15 protein-coding genes are annotated in these 20,208 nt (G+C 37.7%); 10 read left to right on the forward strand and 5 right to left on the reverse strand.

The window, feature by feature from the left end; translation table 11 throughout:
* Positions 1 to 263: 263 nt before the first annotated feature.
* From purH to K5X82_15240, 7 genes are all read left to right on the forward strand, one after another.
* Entirely contained in the window at positions 264 to 1,787 is a 1,524-nt protein-coding gene (gene purH / locus K5X82_15210) for a bifunctional phosphoribosylaminoimidazolecarboxamide formyltransferase/IMP cyclohydrolase (protein ID QZT36581.1), read from the forward strand.
* Positions 1,788 to 1,808: 21 nt separating this feature from the next.
* Positions 1,809 to 2,831, forward strand: coding sequence for a rod shape-determining protein (locus tag K5X82_15215; protein ID QZT36582.1), 1,023 nt, complete (start codon positions 1,809 to 1,811; stop codon positions 2,829 to 2,831).
* 133 nt (positions 2,832 to 2,964) lie between these two features.
* Positions 2,965 to 3,849: a rod shape-determining protein MreC gene (gene mreC, locus K5X82_15220; GenBank protein QZT36583.1), complete on the forward strand. Its 885-nt coding sequence runs from the start codon at positions 2,965 to 2,967 to the stop codon at positions 3,847 to 3,849.
* The gene (locus tag K5X82_15225; GenBank protein ID QZT36584.1) at positions 3,846 to 4,352 is read left to right on the forward strand and encodes a rod shape-determining protein MreD; all 507 of its coding nucleotides are present in this window, start codon (positions 3,846 to 3,848) and stop codon (positions 4,350 to 4,352) included. The genes mreC and K5X82_15225 overlap by 4 nt, the downstream gene beginning before the upstream one ends.
* A 24-nt stretch (positions 4,353 to 4,376) precedes the next feature.
* The gene (gene mrdA / locus K5X82_15230; GenBank protein ID QZT36585.1) at positions 4,377 to 6,212 is read left to right on the forward strand and encodes a penicillin-binding protein 2; all 1,836 of its coding nucleotides are present in this window, start codon (positions 4,377 to 4,379) and stop codon (positions 6,210 to 6,212) included.
* Positions 6,209 to 7,630, forward strand: a complete 1,422-nt coding sequence (gene rodA, locus K5X82_15235; protein QZT36586.1) for a rod shape-determining protein RodA — start codon at positions 6,209 to 6,211, stop codon at positions 7,628 to 7,630. The genes mrdA and rodA overlap by 4 nt, the downstream gene beginning before the upstream one ends.
* 251 nt (positions 7,631 to 7,881) lie before the next feature.
* Positions 7,882 to 9,177, forward strand: coding sequence for a lysine 2,3-aminomutase (locus K5X82_15240; GenBank protein ID QZT36587.1), 1,296 nt, complete (start codon positions 7,882 to 7,884; stop codon positions 9,175 to 9,177).
* Positions 9,178 to 9,229: 52 nt separating this feature from the next.
* Here K5X82_15240 and K5X82_15245 read toward each other — a convergent pair whose 3' ends face one another.
* Positions 9,230 to 10,240 carry a hypothetical protein gene (locus K5X82_15245; GenBank protein QZT36588.1) on the reverse strand — a complete coding sequence of 337 codons (1,011 nt, stop codon included), beginning with the start codon at positions 10,238 to 10,240 and terminating at the stop codon, positions 9,230 to 9,232.
* Between the two features lie 230 nt (positions 10,241 to 10,470).
* On the opposite strand from K5X82_15245, the gene K5X82_15250 reads away from it, so the two are divergent.
* A complete protein-coding gene (locus K5X82_15250; protein QZT36589.1) occupies positions 10,471 to 11,418 on the forward strand; it encodes a TonB family protein in 948 nt (315 codons plus the stop codon).
* A gap of 80 nt (positions 11,419 to 11,498) precedes the next feature.
* Here K5X82_15250 and K5X82_15255 read toward each other — a convergent pair whose 3' ends face one another.
* The 4 genes from K5X82_15255 to lysS all read right to left on the reverse strand — a co-directional run bounded on the left by K5X82_15255 (position 11,499) and on the right by lysS (position 16,580).
* Entirely contained in the window at positions 11,499 to 12,407 is a 909-nt protein-coding gene (locus tag K5X82_15255) for a DMT family transporter (GenBank protein QZT36590.1), read from the reverse strand.
* A gap of 61 nt (positions 12,408 to 12,468) precedes the next feature.
* A complete protein-coding gene (locus K5X82_15260) occupies positions 12,469 to 13,815 on the reverse strand; it encodes a glucose-6-phosphate isomerase (protein QZT36591.1) in 1,347 nt (448 codons plus the stop codon).
* A 26-nt stretch (positions 13,816 to 13,841) separates the two neighbouring features.
* Positions 13,842 to 14,837, reverse strand: coding sequence for an NAD(P)H-dependent glycerol-3-phosphate dehydrogenase (locus K5X82_15265; GenBank protein QZT39139.1), 996 nt, complete (start codon positions 14,835 to 14,837; stop codon positions 13,842 to 13,844).
* A gap of 21 nt (positions 14,838 to 14,858) precedes the next feature.
* Positions 14,859 to 16,580, reverse strand: coding sequence for a lysine--tRNA ligase (lysS, locus tag K5X82_15270; GenBank protein ID QZT36592.1), 1,722 nt, complete (start codon positions 16,578 to 16,580; stop codon positions 14,859 to 14,861).
* 531 nt (positions 16,581 to 17,111) lie between these two features.
* Between lysS and recJ the strand changes: the two genes are divergently transcribed.
* Together recJ and K5X82_15280 are read left to right on the forward strand one after the other, a co-directional pair.
* The gene (recJ, locus tag K5X82_15275) at positions 17,112 to 18,833 is read left to right on the forward strand and encodes a single-stranded-DNA-specific exonuclease RecJ (GenBank protein QZT36593.1); all 1,722 of its coding nucleotides are present in this window, start codon (positions 17,112 to 17,114) and stop codon (positions 18,831 to 18,833) included.
* 69 nt (positions 18,834 to 18,902) lie between these two features.
* Complete coding sequence (locus K5X82_15280; protein QZT36594.1) at positions 18,903 to 20,132, forward strand: uracil-xanthine permease family protein; 1,230 nt, start codon at positions 18,903 to 18,905, stop codon at positions 20,130 to 20,132.
* Positions 20,133 to 20,208: the final 76 nt, after the last annotated feature.

Here is a 20,208-nt window from a genome sequence, read left to right on the forward strand (position 1 = left end):
TCCGTTGTTGTTTCGTTGTTTGATATTTTTTAACAAGCAGTCATGCTTTTTTAATATGTATTAGAGATGAGCTCCATTTTAAGAATCTATGTTGTCGAGAGATGGCTTAATAAATAGTTAATAAAAGAGAAAATAGGGGTTCGGCCTGTTTGGTGTTGATTTTCTGATGTTTGGTGTGTTAAAATAGGGGGTGTTTACAATAACTTAATACTTAGAAGTAGATTAAATGTTGTAATTTTAGGGTATCATTTAAAAACCTAAAGATGGACCGTTTAAAGAGTATTCGTAAAGCATTGATTTCTGTTTTTGACAAGACCAACCTAGAACCTCTTGTTAGACAGTTGGCATTACAAGATGTCGAGATTTTTTCTACTGGTGGAACCCAGAAATTTATTGAAGATTTGGGTATTTCGGTTACAGCTGTAGAGGATTTAACTTCGTATCCTTCGATATTGGGTGGCAGGGTAAAGACTTTACATCCCAAAGTGTTTGGTGGTATTTTGTCGCGTAGAGATCATGAAGGCGATCAAAAAGAGGTCGCAGCGTATGAGATTCCGTTTATTGATTTGGTCGTGGTTGATCTTTATCCTTTTGAGGAGACTGTTGCTAGTGGTGCTTCGGAGGCCGATATTATTGAGAAGATCGATATTGGGGGTATCTCGTTGATTCGAGCAGCAGCAAAGAACTTTAAGGATGTTGCGATTGTGTCACATCGTGACCAGTATGTGACATTGTTGGATATCTTGAAAGAGAAGGATGGGGCGACATCGTTAGCCGATCGTAAAAAATTGGCAGGAGAAGCTTTTGCTGTTTCTTCTCATTATGATACTGCTATTCATGATTTCTTTGCTCCTTCAGATGGTGAATCGTTACGTTTGTCTTATAACCAAAGAAAGCCATTAAGATATGGGGAGAATCCACATCAAGATGGTACTTTTTATGGTGATTTTGATTTGATGTTTGATCAGTTGCATGGAAAAGAGATCTCATATAACAATTTATTAGACATTGATGCAGCTGTAAACTTGATTGATGAGTTTGATTCTACTACCTTTGCAATCATGAAGCATAATAATGCTTGCGGATGTGCTTCGAGGGATAATTTGAAGGAGGCGTATGTGGCCGCTTTGTCTAGTGATCCAGTTTCTGCTTTTGGTGGTATTTTAATTACCAATAAGAAAATGGATGTGGAGACGGCAGAGGAGGTGACCAAGCTTTTCTTTGAGGTGATAATTGCACCTTCATATGAAGAAGATGCGTTAAAAGTGTTGTCTACTAAAAAGAATAGAATTATCTTAGTACGCAAAGAAACTGAAACTGGTGTAAAACAGTATCGTTCGGTCTTAAATGGGATGCTTGTTCAAGATAAAGATTTGAAGCAAGAAACTGTGAAAGATTTAACTTTGGTCACGAAACGAGCTGCAGATGATAGCGAAGTCTGTGATCTACTTTTTGCAAATAGATTGGTGAAACAGACTAAGTCGAACACCATTGTACTTGCAAAAGGAGATATGTTGATCAGTAGTGGAGTAGGAGAGACTTCGCGTGTAGATGCTTTAAAACAAGCTATCGATAAGGCGAAGAATTTTGGGTTTGATTTAAATGGTGTTGTGATGGCTTCGGATGCTTTCTTCCCTTTCGCTGATTGTGTGGAGATAGCCAATAAAGAAGGTATAAAGTGTGTAATTCAGCCAGGAGGTTCAATTCGAGATAATGATTCTATCCAGTATTGTGATCAGAACGATATGACAATGGTAATGACAGGTTTCAGGCATTTTAAACATTAAAATTTAAAGCTTGTCAATATAATGGGGATTTTCTCTTTCTTAACACAGGAGATAGCAATTGACTTGGGTACGGCCAATACGATCATTATCCATAACGATAAGATTGTGGTGGACGAACCATCGATTGTTACGATGAATACCAAAACAGATGCGATGGAGGCTATTGGCGAAAAGGCTCGCCAGATGCAAGGAAAGACACATTCGAATCTAAGAACGATACGTCCGTTGAAAGATGGAGTTATTGCTGATTTTGATGCGGCAGAGAAGATGATTCGTGGGATGATTAAAATGATTCCTCGTAGAAGCAGCTTCTTTTCTCCTTCATTGAAAATGGTGGTATGTATTCCTTCAGGAAGTACTGAAGTGGAAAAGCGTGCTGTACGTGACTCTTCAGAGCATGCTGGAGGTCGTGAGGTTTATATGATTTATGAACCTATGGCTGCTGCTATTGGTATTGGTATTGATGTGGAAGCCCCAGAAGGTAATATGGTGGTGGATATCGGAGGAGGTACGACAGAGATTGCTGTAATCTCTTTGGGTGGTATTGTAACCAATAAGTCCATTCGTATCGCAGGAGATGATTTGACTGCTGACATCATGGAGTATATGCGTCATCAGCATAATATTAAGATCGGAGAGCGTACGGCAGAAGATATTAAGATTAATGTGGGTGCAGCATTGACCGAGTTGGAAGAGCCACCTCAAGATTATATTGTACAAGGACCAAACCAGATGACTGCATTGCCAGTGGAGATTCCTGTTTCGTATCAGGAGATTGCTCACTGTTTGGAGAAGTCGATCTCTAAGATTGAGACAGCGATCTTGAGTGCTTTAGAGCAGACTCCACCAGAGTTATATGCGGATTTGGTAAATAAAGGTATCTACTTAGCAGGAGGAGGTGCACTGTTGAGAGGGTTGGATAAGCGATTGTCGGATAAGATTAATATTCCTTTTCATATTGCGGAAGATCCTCTAAGAGCTGTGGCTCGTGGAACAGGTATTGCATTGAAGAATGTGGGTAGGTTTAAGTTCCTTGAAAGATAATATCTTACCATATTTAAATATTTAAAGTTTACTCAAGGTGGATGAAAGACGAATCTCTCATCCACCTTGTGTTGGTTTTAGCTTATTGTGTAGAATTAATCTATCTAATCACTTTATAAACAGCGCATATCAGGTGAAGAACCTATTGAAATTTTTAGTAAAGTACCACTTCGGTTTTATGTTCCTATTCTTGGAACTTATCGCTCTGTTGATGATGGTTCAGTTTAATAACTATCATCAGGTCTCCTTTTTTAATTCAAGTAATTTTATCACGGGAACCCTATTTTCTATGGTGGACGACGTAAAAGAGTATGGCTATTTGTCTAAAGAGAATCAGCGTTTGGTGAATGAGAATGCACGTTTAAAAGAGGTGGTGCTTCAGTTTCAGGCCACTAAGTCTGTGGCATATGGTGATTCTGTTGTGGTGGATAGTTTGAAACAAGAGATGGATAGTGTTTCGGCTGTAAGCGATAGATTGGTAAATGGGCTAGATAGTACTTTGGTTTACACCATGAATAATGCAAAAGTGATTAATAATTGCGTTTCTACAAATTTTAACTATTTGACACTAGACAAAGGTTCGAAGGATGGTTTAAAGGTAGATCAGGGGGTAATGAACGATCAGGGGATTGTTGGTGTAATTACTTCGGTGTCGAAACATTATGCGGTGGCTATCTCTTTGTTGAATAAACATTTTAAGTTGAGTTCGAAGGTAAAGAAGAATGATTATTATGGTTCCTTGTCGTGGGATGGAGAGTCATATCGCCATGCACAACTCAATGAGATTCCTTTTCATGTAGATATTCAAGTTGGTGATACTATTGTCACTAGTGGTTACTCTTCTATTTTTCCAGAGGGCATTCCTGTAGGAGTGGTTTCAACGTTCGAAAAGAAGGGGGGGAGTAATTTCTATGATATCGATGTGGAGTTGTTAACCGACTTTAAGAGTGTTAACTTTGTGAATATCATTAATTATACTTCGAAGGAAGAACGAATAACATTGGAGGAGCAAGAATGATTAAGGACTATTTGAAATATGTGTATCTTTTTATCGGCTTGGTTTTGCTTCAAGTCTTTGTTCTGAATAATATCTATTGGTTAGGTTATGTGAATCCACAGGTGTATATTCTTTTTCTTCTATTGCTCCCTTTTGAAATTAGTGGCGTCACACTTTTGGTGTTGTCTTTTTTCTTGGGGCTGATGATAGATATTCCTAGTAATACGTTGGGAGTTCATATTTCCGCTACTTTGTTGGTCGGTTTTATTAGACCTACGGTGTTGAGACTTATCTCTTCACGTGATGTTTATGAGAAGGGCTCGTTGCCTAGAATCAAATATTATGGCGTAGCTTGGTTTATGAAGTATTGCTTCATTATTACTTTTATCTATACGCTATACCTATATATCTTAGAGTCCCTCTCATTTGTTCATCTTTTTGAGGTCATATTACATAGTTTGGTGACTACTGTAGTGACTGTGAGTGTGATGGTGTTGAGTCAGTTTTTGTTTATAAAAGAGTAGAAACTGGATTAAAAAGAAGTTGTTATGAATCCAGATGTTCAAACGAATAGACCTTTTGTTATTGCAGGTATCTTTACCCTTGTTGCGATTGCTTTGATCGTAAGGCTGTTAGATCTGCAAGTTGTTGACGATAAATGGAAACTCTCGGCAGAGAACAATGTCGTTAGGAAGGTTGTTTCGTATCCTGCAAGAGGGTTGGTCTATGACCGTAATATGGAACTGCTTGTGTATAATCAAGCGGCTTATGATTTTTTAGCTACTCCCCGAGAGATCGCCTCTTTCGATACCACCGCATTGTGTGCTATTTTAGGGGTAGAGAAAGAGCTGTTGGTTAAAAATCTGAATAAGGCAAAGGAGTATTCTCGATATAAACCTTCGGTGATTTTAAAGCAGTTGTCTGCGAGTCGATATGCCTCTTTGCAGGAACAGTTGTATAAATATCCTGGTTTTTATGTACGAAGTCGTACACTTAGACAGTATCCTTTCCCAATAGCATCTCAGGCACTGGGATATGTAGGGGAGGTGAGGGATCGAGATCTTAAGCGAGATGAGTATTATGCTTCAGGAGACTATATTGGCAAGAGAGGTGTTGAGTATGCTTATGAGAAGCAACTTCGTGGCAAGAAAGGGGTTACTTACCAGTTAGTGGATGTTCATAGTCGATTGAAGGGAAGCTTTAAAGAGGGGCGTTACGATACGACAGCTGTAACAGGAGATAATTTGATCTCTACGTTGGATGCTAAACTTCAACTATATGGTGAGCAGTTGATGGCAGGAAAAGCTGGAGCTATTGTGGCTATTGAGCCGGCAACTGGCGAGATCTTATCGATGGTTAGTGCCCCGTCTTATGATCCGGGTCTATTGGTTGGTCGTATTCGTGGTAAGAATTATACGATACTTCAGAAAGATAGTAACGAACCTTTATATAATCGATCGGTTTCAGCTGCATATTCTCCTGGTTCTACTTTTAAACCCGTTAATGGATTGGTAGCCTTGCAGGAGGGGGTAATCACCCCTTATACTAAATTTGTTTGTCATGGAAGGGCTTCACGTCCAGTAAGATGTACTCATGATCACATCACACCTCTGGGTATTGTTGATGCGATTAGGGAGTCGTGTAATCCATTTTTTTGGCAAACTTTCAAAGCGAGCATGTCTAAATACTCTTCGACAAAAGAGGGGTATGTGGAGTGGTATAACTATATAAAGCGTTTTGGGTTAGGGCGAAGTGTTTCAGGAGATATTAGTGGTGAGCGGAAAGGTAATGTTCCTTCGGCACAATTCTATGATAAGCTATATCGAGGATCGTGGAATTCGTTAACGGTACGTTCTTTGTCTATTGGTCAGGGAGAGCTTTTATGTACTCCTTTACAGATGGCTAATGTGGCAGCAACAATAGCCAACAGAGGTTATTTTGTGTCACCTCATATTATAAAGAAGGTGGTGTCGCCAACAGGTAAAGTGGATGAGTTGACTTTTGAGCATTATGAAACGGGTATTGATAGTACCTATTATAATCTGACGACAGAAGGTTTGAGGGAAGTGATTTTGAATGGTACTGGTCGTGTTGCTTATATCGATTCTGTTTCGATTGTAGGTAAAACAGGAACTATTGAGAACTCATCGGGAACAGACCACTCTGCATTTATTGCTTTTGCTCCTATGAATAATCCTAAGATAGCCATCTTTGTTTATGTGGAGAGAGGTGTGTGGGGTGCTAAGTATGCTGCGCCTATTGCGAGTTTGATGATTGAGAAGTATATAAAAGGATTTATCTCTCCGCGGAGACAGTATCTCGAGGATAGAATGAAAACATCCGTATTGCTAGAATCGGAAGAAGAAAAGAAAGAAGAAGAATGAGACAGACAAATATACTTTCAAAGTTGGATTGGGTGACCATCTTGCTATATATTATGCTGATGTTGATTGGCTGGGTAAATATTTATGCCGCGGTGTATAATATTGATCATGATAGTATGTTTGATTTTAGTCAAAGGTATGGAAAGCAGTTGATGTGGATTGGTGCTTCATTGATCTTAATGGCTGTTGTTATGCTTGTGGATAGTCAGTTCTTTACAACTTTCGCTTATTATATATATGGTGCCGCCATCCTGCTCTTGCTTGTCACCCTTGTTTCTAGTACCTCTGTGAAAGGAGCTAAGGCATGGATTAAGATTGGTAGTTTTGCACTGCAGCCTGCCGAATTGGCTAAGTTTGCTACAAATTTAGCATTGGCAAAGATGATTAGTCAGTATAATTTTAAGGTGAATAGCTTTAACTCTTATTTGAAGATTGGTTTGATCATAGGTTTGCCTATTTTGATTATATTACTTCAAAATGATACTGGATCAGCTTTAGTATTCTTTGTCTTTATTTTGGTTTTATATCGCGAAGGACTTCCTGGTATATTCCTTTTTATTGGTTTCTTATTGACTTCTATATTTATTGTAACTCTTGTCTATTCTGGAGGAGTAAACCTGTTGATTATCGGTGGATTATATGCCATTATTTATTGTTTCTTTATTAAGGATTACAAACATTTTGTGGTGTTTACTATTGGATTGGGTTTACTTTATTTTATTCCAACTTATATGATTGAGCAGATGGGATATGATATAAGTGTGGGCAATATAATGTTGTATGGCTTGATGTTATATGCCGCTATTTTTTCGATAAAAACCTTGTTGTCAAGACATATTAGCAAGGCTCTTGTCTATTTGAGTCTTCTTGGAGCATTGATTTTTTCCTCTTCTGTAGATTATGTTTTTAATGATATATTGCAACTTCACCAGCGTGCTCGTATTGAGGAGTTGTTGGGGATAAGAAATGACCCTTTAGGTGTTGGATATAATGTGAATCAATCAAAGATTGCTATTGGTTCTGGTGGTATTACAGGTAAAGGGTTCTTGAATGGAACCCAAACGAAGTTTAATTTTGTTCCTGAACAGAGTACCGATTTTATTTTCTGTACTATCGGTGAGGAGTGGGGTTTTATGGGCTCTTCATTAGTCGTTTTTCTGTTTATCTTCTTGTTTCTTAGGCTGATATATATAGCTGAAAGACAGCGCTCTCGTTTTAGTCGGGTCTATGGTTATGGAGTGGCCTGTATCTTGTTCTTTCACTTTGCGGTAAATATCGGAATGACTATAGGTTTGGCACCCGTGATTGGTATTCCTTTGCCATTTATTAGTTATGGTGGCTCTTCTTTATGGTCCTTTACTATTCTTTTGTCAATATTTCTTAAGTTGGATTCTGATAGAATGGATGTATTGTGGTAATGTCACAATTTAGTTGATTAATGATGTAAAATGTTGTCTAAATGGGTTTCTGTGTTACTATTTGAGATGGTATTGGCTTGTTATGTGTCAATGTGTTTCAATTTGTTGGTTTTGTGTAATTTAGGTATATTTGTATCAGTTTGGAGAAGAATTTTTTAGGCTTAATTCTAAACATCGTTTGTAACTTAAACAGATGCACTTTATCTTATATTTCTTTAGGGAACGTGCATTAAAAAACATTTATACTTTTCATGAAATATCGTTCTTATACACTTTCAAATTATCAAACCTTACCTCAAATACAGAAGCTAACCGATGAAGATCGTTTCGATATCGAAGTGGTTGGTAGTGTTCTTCCTTTTAAGACCAGTAACTACGTGGTTGATGAGTTAATCAATTGGGATGATTGGAAAAATGATCCTTTCTTCACATTGACTTTTCCACAAAAAGGGATGTTGTCAGAAGCACATTATAATAGAGTTGCAAAGCTTTTAAAAGAGGGAGTTGCTAAGAGTGAGTTGAAAAAGGCGGTTGATGAAATTCGCTATGAATTAAATCCTAATCCAGCAGGACAGGCACATAATGTTCCAGAATTGAATGGTGAGAAGTTAGAAGGAATGCAACATAAGTATCGTGAAACGATGTTGTTCTTCCCATCACAAGGACAAACCTGTCATGCTTACTGTTCATTTTGCTTCCGTTGGTCACAATTTGCTTTAGCAGATGAGAAATTTGCGATGAAAGAAGCAAGTTATATGGTAGACTATTTGAGAGAGCATCCAGAGATTTCAGATGTGTTGTTTACTGGTGGTGATCCTTCGATTATGAAAACGAAGTTCTTTGCTAGCTATTTTAATACGCTATTAGATGCAAACTTACCGAACTTGAAGACGATTCGTATTGGAACAAAGGCTTTGACTTTTTGGCCTTATCGCTTTACTACAGATGATGATGCTCCTGAGTTGCTAGAACTTTTTAAGAAGGTTACGGATAGTGGAATCAATTTGAGTATAATGTCTCATTTTAATCATTATGGTGCATTAGAGACTGAAGCTGTTAAAGATGCAATTGATGCGATTAGAAGTACAGGAGCACAAATTCGTTCACAAAGTCCTTTGATGAAACATCTTAATGATAGTCCTGAAGTTTGGGCTAAGATGTGGCGTAAGCAGGTGGACCTAGGGATTATTCCTTACTATATGTTTGTAGCGAGAGATACTGGTGCACAAGACTATTTTGCTGTGACATTGGATAATGCATGGAATATCTTTAAAGATGCATACCAATCCGTAAGTGGTATTTGTCGAACAGTAAGAGGTCCTAGTATGTCTTGTGATCCTGGTAAAATACAGATCGTTGGGGTAACAGAGGTGCAAGGAGAGAAGGTATTTGTCTTATCTTTCATCCAAGGGCGTAATCCGGAATGGGTTGGAAGGCCTTTCTTTGCAAAATACGACCCGAAGGCAATATGGATTAATGATTTGGTTCCCGCTTTTGGCGAAAAAGAGTTCTTCTATGAAGAGGAATTACGAAATATGCATCATTAATGATGGTGATAAAAAAGGGACTTTTTAAGGGTCCCTTTTTTATGAATGATAATTATCTTATGAATCTTCCGTATATATTGAAGACAAGTCCAAATTCGAATAGACACCCTTTAATATTGTGTGGTAGCTCCATATAGCCAATATTCATTTTAGCTCTTATTGAGATGTCTTCCATCTCTTTTCCTGAGAATAGTTGTCCTGGTCTTAAACATAGCCTTCTAGATAGAATATAGTCGATGTCTACTCCAGCAGATACTTTATTATAACCGTTTATATTGTCGGTATTTCGTTCGTCTAATAGTCCTGCTACAATAGCATAGTCATATCTAACGATAGGAGATATTCTCCACTTATGTGTATCATAAAGTTTATATGATAGAGAGGTTCCTATCTCTGTCTTATCTACTTCAGGGTTTAGATTAAGATCGTTTGTCGATTGGAAATTCTTAGTTTTAAGTTTTCCATAGTTTATGTGAAAATACCAGAATATATCTTTGTATGAGGTGCCATATCCGAGCTCTAATGATGTGCTATTTTCATAATATTTAGACAACTCTCTTCCATAAACTTCATAATGTAAACCTAAATATATTCCTAAACCAAATGCCTTCTTTTTTATCTCATATTCATCTAAGTTTTTAATCGCGTAAATCTGTCGGTTTAGACGTTGTAGATGCTCTTCCTGCGCCTTTGTTGAATTTAAAGATTTGATTGTATCAATACTTAAATTAAACTGCATTTCTGTCTCTTTGAGTATTGAAGCACTCTCTTTTAACCTTTCGGTGTGAATAATTTTTCTTTCAGTCTCCAATTTTGATAATTCTAGCTGGCTTTTTAGCAGCTGTTGGTAAAGTAAATTATTCTTTTGAAGAGAGACTTTATTCATTTTGAATGTGCTTCGTACTTCATATTTCGAAACAATTGTATCATTTTCAAGTGTGCTAATTGGGGATAACATAAACTCGTAATGATGACGCTTCTCTTTCGTACTCTTTTGTGCTGACAATTCATTATGACATATAGTGATCATAATAAGGATTAGCATTCCCACTGTTTTTTTCATCGTAAATGTTGTTCTTAATGTGGTGTTGTTGATTGATTATCTATAATATTATCAATAATAAGTTAATAATACAATAGTTTTAACATAGATAATAAATGTATTATGTTCGAATAGTCTTAAAAATCAACTATATTTGAATACCAATTATTAGTTACTTATATTATTAGGTTAGACATAACATATAATACGCTATTTATTAGTACCTCAAAATCTCTGTTAATTAAAGTAAAATGAAGAAGTCTTTACCTTTATTGATCTTCCTTATAACAATGGTTTTAGGAGTGCATGCCTCTACTCCTGACACCCAGATCTTCTACTACAATAAGAAGAATCGGGAAGTAAAACGAAAACGCGCGACACACTACTACCGGGTAGTGAGAAATGACTCTTTGGGAGTATATGACTTGAAGAGCTATACAATGGCAGGCATCCTGAAATGGGAGTGCACATGTTTAGCTGAGAGTATGGATATAATTCGCTGGGGTAAGTTTAATAAGAAATCGAAAGACGTTATAAAACAGTTAGTGCCGATGGGACTAGTGCTACATGGGAAGTATCGTCAATATTTCCAGAATGGTTCTTTGGTTTGTGAAAAGACTTATGACAATGGGTTAGAGATGACTTTTAGGAAGTTCTATGTCAATGGTCAAGTGATGATCGAAAAGCTATATGCAGACGGTTATATGAAGTCTTATAAGGTTTTCTACCCTAATCTTGTTCCAAAACTATTCCGCTTATATGAAGAGGGGCGAGAAGTTAGCTTCTACTCTTATTATGAGAATGGTCAAGTAAAGATCCACCGAGAGTATAATAATGGCGATATCATGTTGTACTCAGAGTATGATGAACATGGTAAGGTGTTGAAGAAAGTGGATCAGTTGCCTCAATATATTAATGGTACAATTGCTGATGCGCACCGTTTTATTGCAAGGTCGATACGATATCCTTCAGATGCACAAGAAGGTCATGTGACTGGAGACGTAGTGGTCATTGCAGATATTGATAGTTCTGGGGATGTTAAAGGTACCCGTATTGTTAGAGGTGTATTTCCTTCGTTGAATGATGAAGCATGTCGAGTTGTAAAACTATTAAAGTTTGTTCCTGCGGAATCGAATAATAAGAAAGTTGATTCAGAATTAAGATTCTTAATCCGTTTTACATTGAGTAATACCATTTAGATCACTCGTGATCTGTAAAAATAGATAAGGGGTAGAAGTTTTATTACTTTTACCCCTTATTTATTTGTAGATAGTATGGGTTAAGAAGATCTCTTACTTTTACTACTGTGGATCTCTATGTATGACATAAATATTAGTCCTGCAAGTGTGATTATACCTCCTGCCACTTGATAGAACTTCGGCAGTTCCCCCCAATATAGATAGGTGCAGACAATTAGTACTAACCCCTTTGTACTCTGTATCACAGTAGCTCTTGAGGCTTCCATATACTTGAAGCTATAGTAGACTAGATTGATTGCAATAAAAGGTCCGATCACTGCCCCAATGGCAATGTTCTTGATTGCAATAGGAGGAATTTGAAGCGAATCTTTTGTGATACACAGAGCGATGCAAGCATAAATAAATAGCGCTATTGCACGATTGCTATTAAGTAGAAGCGGTGGAATATTCTGAATCTTTGATTTGATTATAATCGTTGCGATAGCTGACACAATACAGTTTACAATCACTAGAATAGTTCCTTTATTAAGGAAGTCTCGCCACACTGCATCTTCTGGAAAGGATGTTACAAGAATACCTACAAATGCAGCAATTAGTCCTATATATTCAAGAGGATAAATTTTCTCTTTAAGGATCGTAATCCCTAGTATTACAGTGAATATAGGAAATAGATTACCCAACATTCCAGCAACTGCTGTATTTGGAATATAATGAATGGCACTAAAAAGTGTTATAGAGATAATTATCTCAAGGAGTCCCAGAGTAATAAGCACCTTATAGTTGTTACTCACTATCTCTTTTATCTTTTTAATAGGATTGGTAATCAATGTACTGAATCCATTCAGAAGGAGTGATAGTCCAAACCAATAGAAACAGAATTGAGATAAAGTAGCATGCTCCATTGCCTTTTTCGAGAAGATATAGATATGGCAGAAGAAGATGGTAGCTAAGATGGATAAGATATATCCTTTGGTTCTATCATTTTTCATAAAGAAGTAAAAAAAAGGCCACATACAGAGAGTATGTGACCTTATTGCATCAATATATTGACTACTTAAGTTTTTCTTTAATCTTTTGAGTTTCTGCTTCAAAGCCAGGCTTCTCAAGAAGAGCAAACATATTCTTCTTATAAGCTTCTACTCCTGGTTGATCAAATGGATTTACATCAAGCATATATCCACTGATACCACATGCTTTCTCGAAGAAGTAGATCAACTGACCAAGATAGTACTCGTTGATTTCAGGAACTTCGACTTGCATATTTGGAACCCCACCATCCACGTGAGCTAATGCAGTTCCTAGTTCAGCCATCTTATTCACTTCATCCACTCTTTTACCAGCAAGGAAGTTCAGGCTATCAAGATTTGCTTCATCTGTAGGTACAAGGACGGTATTCTTTACATTCTTGATTGAAAGAACAGTCTCAAAAAGAGTTCTTTCACCCTCTTGAATATACTGTCCCATAGAGTGAAGATCAGATGAGAAATCTACACTAGATGGGTAGATCCCTTTACCTTCTTTACCTTCACTTTCACCATATAACTGCTTCCACCACTCCGCGAAATAGTGAAGCTTAGGGTTGTAATTTACAAGGATCTCAATCTTCTTTCCATTTCTGTAAAGTTCATTTCTAACGGCAGCATATTGCGCTGCTAAGTTATCCTCGAACTTTACTTCCGGAGATGTTTGTGCTTCCATATCTTTCGCTCCTTGGATCAGTTGCGTAATATCGAATCCAGCACAAGCAATCGCAATAAGTCCTACTGGAGTAAGAACAGAAAAACGTCCACCAACATCATCTGGAATAACAAATGTTTTATATCCTTCTTCTGTTGCAAGCTGACGTAACGCACCCTTAGATGCATCTGTAACTGCAATGATACGACTAACTGCCTCTTCTTTGCCATATTTCGTCTCAATGTCTTTCTTCAGAACACGGAAAGCCAATGCTGGCTCTGTAGTCGTTCCTGACTTTGAGATAACCACGATACCATACTCTTTGTGAGCAAGTAGTTGACGTAGTTCCGCAAGATAGTCTTCACTAATATTTTGTCCTGCAAATACTACACAAGGCGCATCTCCTTTTTGGAATTGTTGGAAATTATTAGAAAGCGCATCAATAACAGCTTTGGCACCAAGGTATGAGCCTCCAATACCAACTACAACTAATATATCAAGTTTTTTTGCTGCTAACTTTTGTGCCGTTGCTTTAACATCAGCAATGTGTTCGTCAGTAATGCTTGAAGGCAAGTTAACCCACCCCAAGTAATCATTACCACGCATTGTCTTTTCGTGTAATGCAACATTAAACTTTTCAGCATCTGCTTTATAGCTATCGATAGCTTCTTGGCTTATAAAGCCTAAGGCACGATTAAGATTAAGCGAGATATTTTCCATCTTTATTTCGTTTTTGTAATATGTCTCTATCTAAGATGTTCAGTCAACAATCGCAGCTCAATAGAAGGTGAGATGTTCTCATATAAGATATTATAAACCGCGTCAGTAATCGGCATATTTACATTATATCTCTCATTGATCTCCTTAATACATTTCACCGCATAATAGCCCTCTGCAACCATGTGCATCTCCAACATCGCAGATCTAGTAGAGTATCCTTTTCCAATCATCATACCAAAAGTTCGGTTACGAGAGAATTGAGAATATCCCGTTACAAGAAGATCTCCAAGATAGGCACTTGATTTGATGTCGCGAGTGATAGGATGCACTGTATCCACAAAGCGTTTGATCTCTTGGATACCATTAGATATCAGTACTGCTTGGAAGTTGTCTCCATAACGGAGTCCATGTGCAATACCAGAAGCAAGAGAGACGATATTTTTAATTACAGATGAGTACTCTGTCCCATAAATATCTTCACTAATATGGGTGCGAATGAATGGGCATTCAAGATTGAATGCAAATTGTCTTGCCTTCTTAATATCCGGACAAGCAATCGTCAAATAAGAGAGCAATTCTCTTGCCACCTCTTCAGCATGACATGGTCCCGCAATAACGCCTATTGACTCAAAAGGAACGTTAAAACGCTGGTGGAAGAATTCACCAACAATGGTATTGTCGTCAGGGACAATACCTTTAATTGCTGATACAATGAATTTATTTGAGATATCTACAGTTAAATCTTTAACTGCATCTTTCAAGAATGCCGAAGGCACTACAAAGATTAAGATATCTGAATCTTCCGCTATCTTATTGATATCTGTATAGAAATGAATTCTATCCGTATCAAATTCAACAGCACGCAGATACTTTGGGTTATGCTTATATTTCTTAAAGAGCTTGACATTATCTTCTGATCGGAAATACCAATTAAACTCTTTAACATTATGCATAAGCATCTTGGCGAGAGCTGTTGCCCAGCTCCCGCTTCCAATTACTGCAATTCTTTGATTGTTATTTATTTCAGCCATTTAGCTTCTAACTTAGTTGAACCAACTCTTCACTTCCTCTGCAGATGGATTTTGAAGACCAAGTTTATTCTTTTTATTGAAACCACAAAGGTCATTAAATAGTTTACCTGGCTTCATCTCTTGAAGTTCAGCAACTTTCTGAATTCCCATTTTTCTAAGTACTTCGATCCATTCTGGAACAACACCTAGCTCTTCAAACTTACTATCTGGGTCAACAGTTGCTTTCTTCTCTGGTTTCATCTGAGGGAAGAAAAGTACATCTTGAATAGATGATGAATTCGTCATCAACATGGTTAAGCGGTCAATACCGATACCCATACCTGATGTAGGAGGCATACCATACTCAAGTGCTCTAACAAAGTCCATATCAATAAACATAGCTTCGTCATCCCCTTTTTCAGATAGCTTCAATTGATCTTGGAAACGCTCTAACTGATCGATAGGATCGTTAAGCTCAGAATAAGCATTACATAGCTCTTTTCCGTTAACCATCAACTCAAAACGCTCTGTAAGATCAGGGTTCGTACGGTGTTTTTTACACAGAGGAGACATCTCTATTGGGTAATCCGTAATGAAAGTAGGCTGGATGTAGTTCCCTTCACACTTTTCACCAAATATCTCATCAATTAATTTTCCTTTACCCATAGAAGGGTCTACTTCAACATCTATCTTTTTACAAACGTCGATTAGTGCAGCTTCATCCATACCTGCAATATCAATACCCGTATGTTCTTTGATCGAGTCGATCATCGTAATACGTTTGAATGGTCGTTTGAAATCAATCTCTTTATCTCCTACTTGCACTTTGGTTGTACCATGCAATTCAAGTGCAACTTTTTCGATCATCTCTTCCGTGAAGTCCATCATCCAGTTGTAGTCTTTGTAAGCTACATAGATCTCCATCACTGTAAATTCAGGATTGTGGGTTCTATCCATTCCCTCGTTACGGAAGTCTTTTGCGAACTCATATACACCATCAAAACCACCAACAATAAGACGCTTCAAATATAGCTCATTTGCGATACGCATATAAAGAGGCATATTTAATGCATTGTGGTGTGTTGCAAATGGACGAGCAGATGCACCACCAGGTATCGGTTGAAGGATAGGTGTTTCAACTTCAAGATAACCTTTCTCATTGAACATATTTCTCATCGTATTGACGATCTTTGTTCTTTTAACAAAAGCATCTTTAACCTGTGGATTTACAATTAGGTCGACATAACGTTGACGATAACGCATCTCTGGATCCGTAAACGCATCAAATGTCTTTCCATCTTTCTCTTTTACAATAGGAAGCGGTTTAAGAGACTTACTAAGAACCACTAGCTCTTTAGCATGAATGGAGATCTCCCCAACCTGCGTAACGAATGCAAAACCTTTGATTCCGATAATATCACCGATATCTAAAAGCTTCTTGAACACGTCATTGTAAAGCGTTTTGTCGTCTCCTTCACAGATCTCGTCGCGATTGACATAAATCTGAATACGACCGTTATGATCCTGAAGCTCTGCAAAAGAGGCCTTCCCCATAATGCGTCGACTCATAATACGACCAGCAATAACAACCTCTTGGTAGTTATTCTTTTCGGCATCAAAGTTCTCTTTGATCTCCTTACTTGTCGCATTCACTTCGAATTCTTCTGCTGGGTATGCTTCGATACCTAATTCTCTTAACTTCTGAAGAGAATTTCTTCTTATTATCTCTTGTTCGCTTAGCTCTATTCTGCTCATTTTGTAAAGATGAGATGGGTTAATCGGCAGATTCCAAATAATTGATCTTTTGAGAATATACCCGTAAATATATCATTCCAACTGTTTCAGATCTGCCTACCAATGTAAAAGGGCAAAATTAAAAAAATGTTTGCTTACTTCTATCAAAAATAGGGCTTTTCTTCACATGTGTAGTTTTTTTCTTTTTTTTTCATTAGAATTAAGTCTCTCAATGGTAGTGTATTAACTAAAATAGAATGCCTTGATTATTATGATATATTTAGTTAAATTATTCAGTATCAATACTTGACGAAGGTTGGTGTTAAGTTTTTGATATACAATTGGATGAGCTCGTATTATGGTGGAGTAATGATTGAACAATTTCTTCTATTGTGTGTAATAATAAAATAGAATGACTTATTTTAGGCTTCTCCAAATGCTCTTGCAAAAAGAACCTCTTTTCTTATCTTTGGGATACCTATACTTTTGGTCTTAGGAAAACAGAAATGTTTTGTTCTAGATCTAGATATACAATAGACGAAAGGATATCACATGCAAAAAGAGTGGAAATATAGAAAACCCGGCGATGCTAATCAGATAAAGATTTTGTCGGCTGCACTCGGGGTAGATATGGCAATCGCAAATCTATTAGTTCAGAGAGGAGTGACAACTTTCGATGATGCGAAAATGTTCTTTCGTCCAAAATTGAGTGACCTTCACGACCCTTTCCTTATGAAAGATATGGATAAGGCGGTGGATCGTCTGCATCAAGCTATTGAAAATCAGGAGAAAGTCTTAGTGTATGGAGACTATGATGTTGATGGTACCACTTCGGTTGCATTGATGTGTAGCTTTATCCGTAAATTTATCAAAGAGTATGAGTACTACATTCCCGATAGATATATAGAAGGTTATGGAGTCTCTACCCAAGGTATAGAGTACGCTGCAGAAAATAAATTTGATTTAATCATTGTTTTAGACTGTGGTATTAAAGCGGTCGATAAGGTGGCGTTAGCCACGCAATATGGGATAGACTTTATCATTTGTGACCACCACAACCCTGATGAGATAATACCAGATGCTGTCGCCGTGTTAAACCCCAAACAGATCGACTGTAATTATCCTTACAAGGAGCTGTCAGGATGTGGTGTGGGCTTTAAATTTGTACATGCTTACTGTCTGAAACATGACATCCCTTTGGATGTAATATATGATTTCCTCGATTTTGTTGTCGTTAGTATCGCTGCTGATATTGTCCCTATCACTGGAGAGAATCGTGTATTGGCCTATTGGGGGCTTCAGAAACTCAATAGTGCTCCCTCTATCGGATTAAAAACGATAATTCAAAATGCAGGTGTCTCAGGACAAGAGCTTCGGATTAACGATATCGTCTTCAAAATAGGGCCACGATTAAATGCCTCTGGTCGTATTGAGCATGGAAACAAATCGGTTCGTATCTTGCTTAGCGAAAAAGCAGAAGAGGCATCACAGCTTGGTAGTAAGATTGATGAGTTTAATGAAATTCGTAAAACACTCGATCGTGATATTACCAACGAAGCGCTACATATGATTCTCGACAACAAAGAGCTGGTAGAGAAAAAAAGTACTGTTCTATATAATCGTGATTGGCACAAAGGCGTAGTTGGAATTGTAGCATCTCGTTTAACCGAACAGTTCTATAGACCCACAATTATTCTTACCGAATCCAATGGTTTAGCCACAGGTTCTGCTCGTAGTGTTGGTTCGTTCGATCTATATGAGGCCATTGGTAAATGTTCAGATCTTCTAGAGTCTTATGGTGGTCATATGTTTGCTGCTGGTTTGACCCTGAAAATAGATAAATTAGGCGAATTCACACGTCGATTCAATCAGATTGTAGAGGAGTCTTTGAGCGAAAAAGATATGGTTCAAACTATCGAAATTGACGCAAAAGTTTCACTTTCCGATATAAATCCTAAATTTGTAAGAATTTTGAAGCAGTTTGAACCTTTAGGACCTCATAACAATGCTCCTGTATTTGTAACAGAAGACGTCTTAGATCATGGTACAAGTAGGTTGGTGGGTAAGAATCTAGAACACTTAAAGTTAGATCTAGTCGAACCCAATCGTTCAACCTCTGTGTTTTCCGGAATAGCCTTTTCACAAGGACACTATTTCGATATCGTAAAACAAGCTATGCCGTTTGATGTCTGCTATACCATTACGGAGAATGAGTTTAGAGGAAAGGTATCGACACAATTAAATGTCAAAGATATTCGTTCTCACGAGTCCTAATAGGTACAGATCGTTTTTAAAATGATTACGTAAATTATTTCTTATTTTGTAACCATTTTTTGCTGTACTATGAACTCTACGTCTCGTACGTCGATTGGGGTGAAAGAAACCATCCTCGGAATTCAATTTCTATTTGTAGCCTTTGGTGCTACTGTACTCGTTCCCCTTTTAGTAGGGATTGACCCATCTGTTGCTCTATTTACCGCTGGAGTTGGAACCATCATTTTTCATTTTATTACCAAAGGAAAAGTTCCTGTTTATCTAGGAAGTAGTTTTGCCTTCATCGCACCAATGATTGCTTGTTCTAAGCTCTATGGTATGCCAGCGATGTTCGGAGGTATTATTGCCGTTGGGATTGTTTACACCATCATCTCTACTGTCATTAAGCTGCGTGGTTCGCGCTTTATTGAACTTCTCTTTCCTTCTGTGGTCGTCGGCCCTGTGATTATGCTGATCGGATTGTCGTTAGCTCCCAATGGAGTGAATATGGCAAAGACCAATTGGGCAATTTCAGGTTCCGTACTAATGGTTGCAATTTTTACAGTAATGGCAGGAAAGGGGATATTTAAACTTATCCCCATTTTTGTGGGCTTGGCTTTCGGTTATATCCTTTCTATGGTGCTTGGAGCTGTAAATTATGACCCAATTATCAATGCGGATTGGTTTGCGCTACCAAAACTGCAATCTCCAGAGTTTCGTTGGGAAGCCATACTCTACATGATTCCTGTGGCAATTGCTCCAATCATTGAGCATGTTGGGGATATGTATGCGATTGGTGGTGTGGTGAACAAAAACTACATTAAAGACCCTGGGCTTAACCGCACACTTCTTGGTGATGGTATCGCTACTATGTTTGCAGGTTTCTTTGGTGGACCACCAAACACAACTTACTCTGAGGTAACAGGTGCTGTTTCTCTAACGAAAGTAACCAATCCTGCTATTTTGAGAATAACAGCTGTCACAGCGATTGTCTTCTCTCTATGTGGTAAAGTTAGTGGTTTCCTTCAAACGATTCCACAAGCTGTTTTGGGTGGATTGATGCTCCTTCTTTTTGGTATGATTGCTAGTGTCGGAATCAAGACTCTAGTGGATTCTCGAATTGATATGAACAACACAAGAAACCAAGTGATCATCTCTGTAGTTCTTACTATGGGTATTGGTGGTGCAGTCTTCCAAATTGGAGACTTTGCGCTTCAAGGAATTGGTCTAGCTTCTATTGTTGGGGTTATTCTAAACCTAATTCTTCCTGGACGTTCTAAAGCAGTGAAAAAATCTGCAAAAGATGATATTGTGATCTAATTCAGATCATCTTGCTTCTTACAACCAACTAAAAAGTGTATCGAGAACCTTGGGTTTTCAATACACTTTTTTTTAT

This window comes from Prolixibacteraceae bacterium, assembly GCA_019856515.1.
GTDB lineage: Bacteria > Bacteroidota > Bacteroidia > Bacteroidales > Prolixibacteraceae > Halosquirtibacter > Halosquirtibacter xylanolyticus.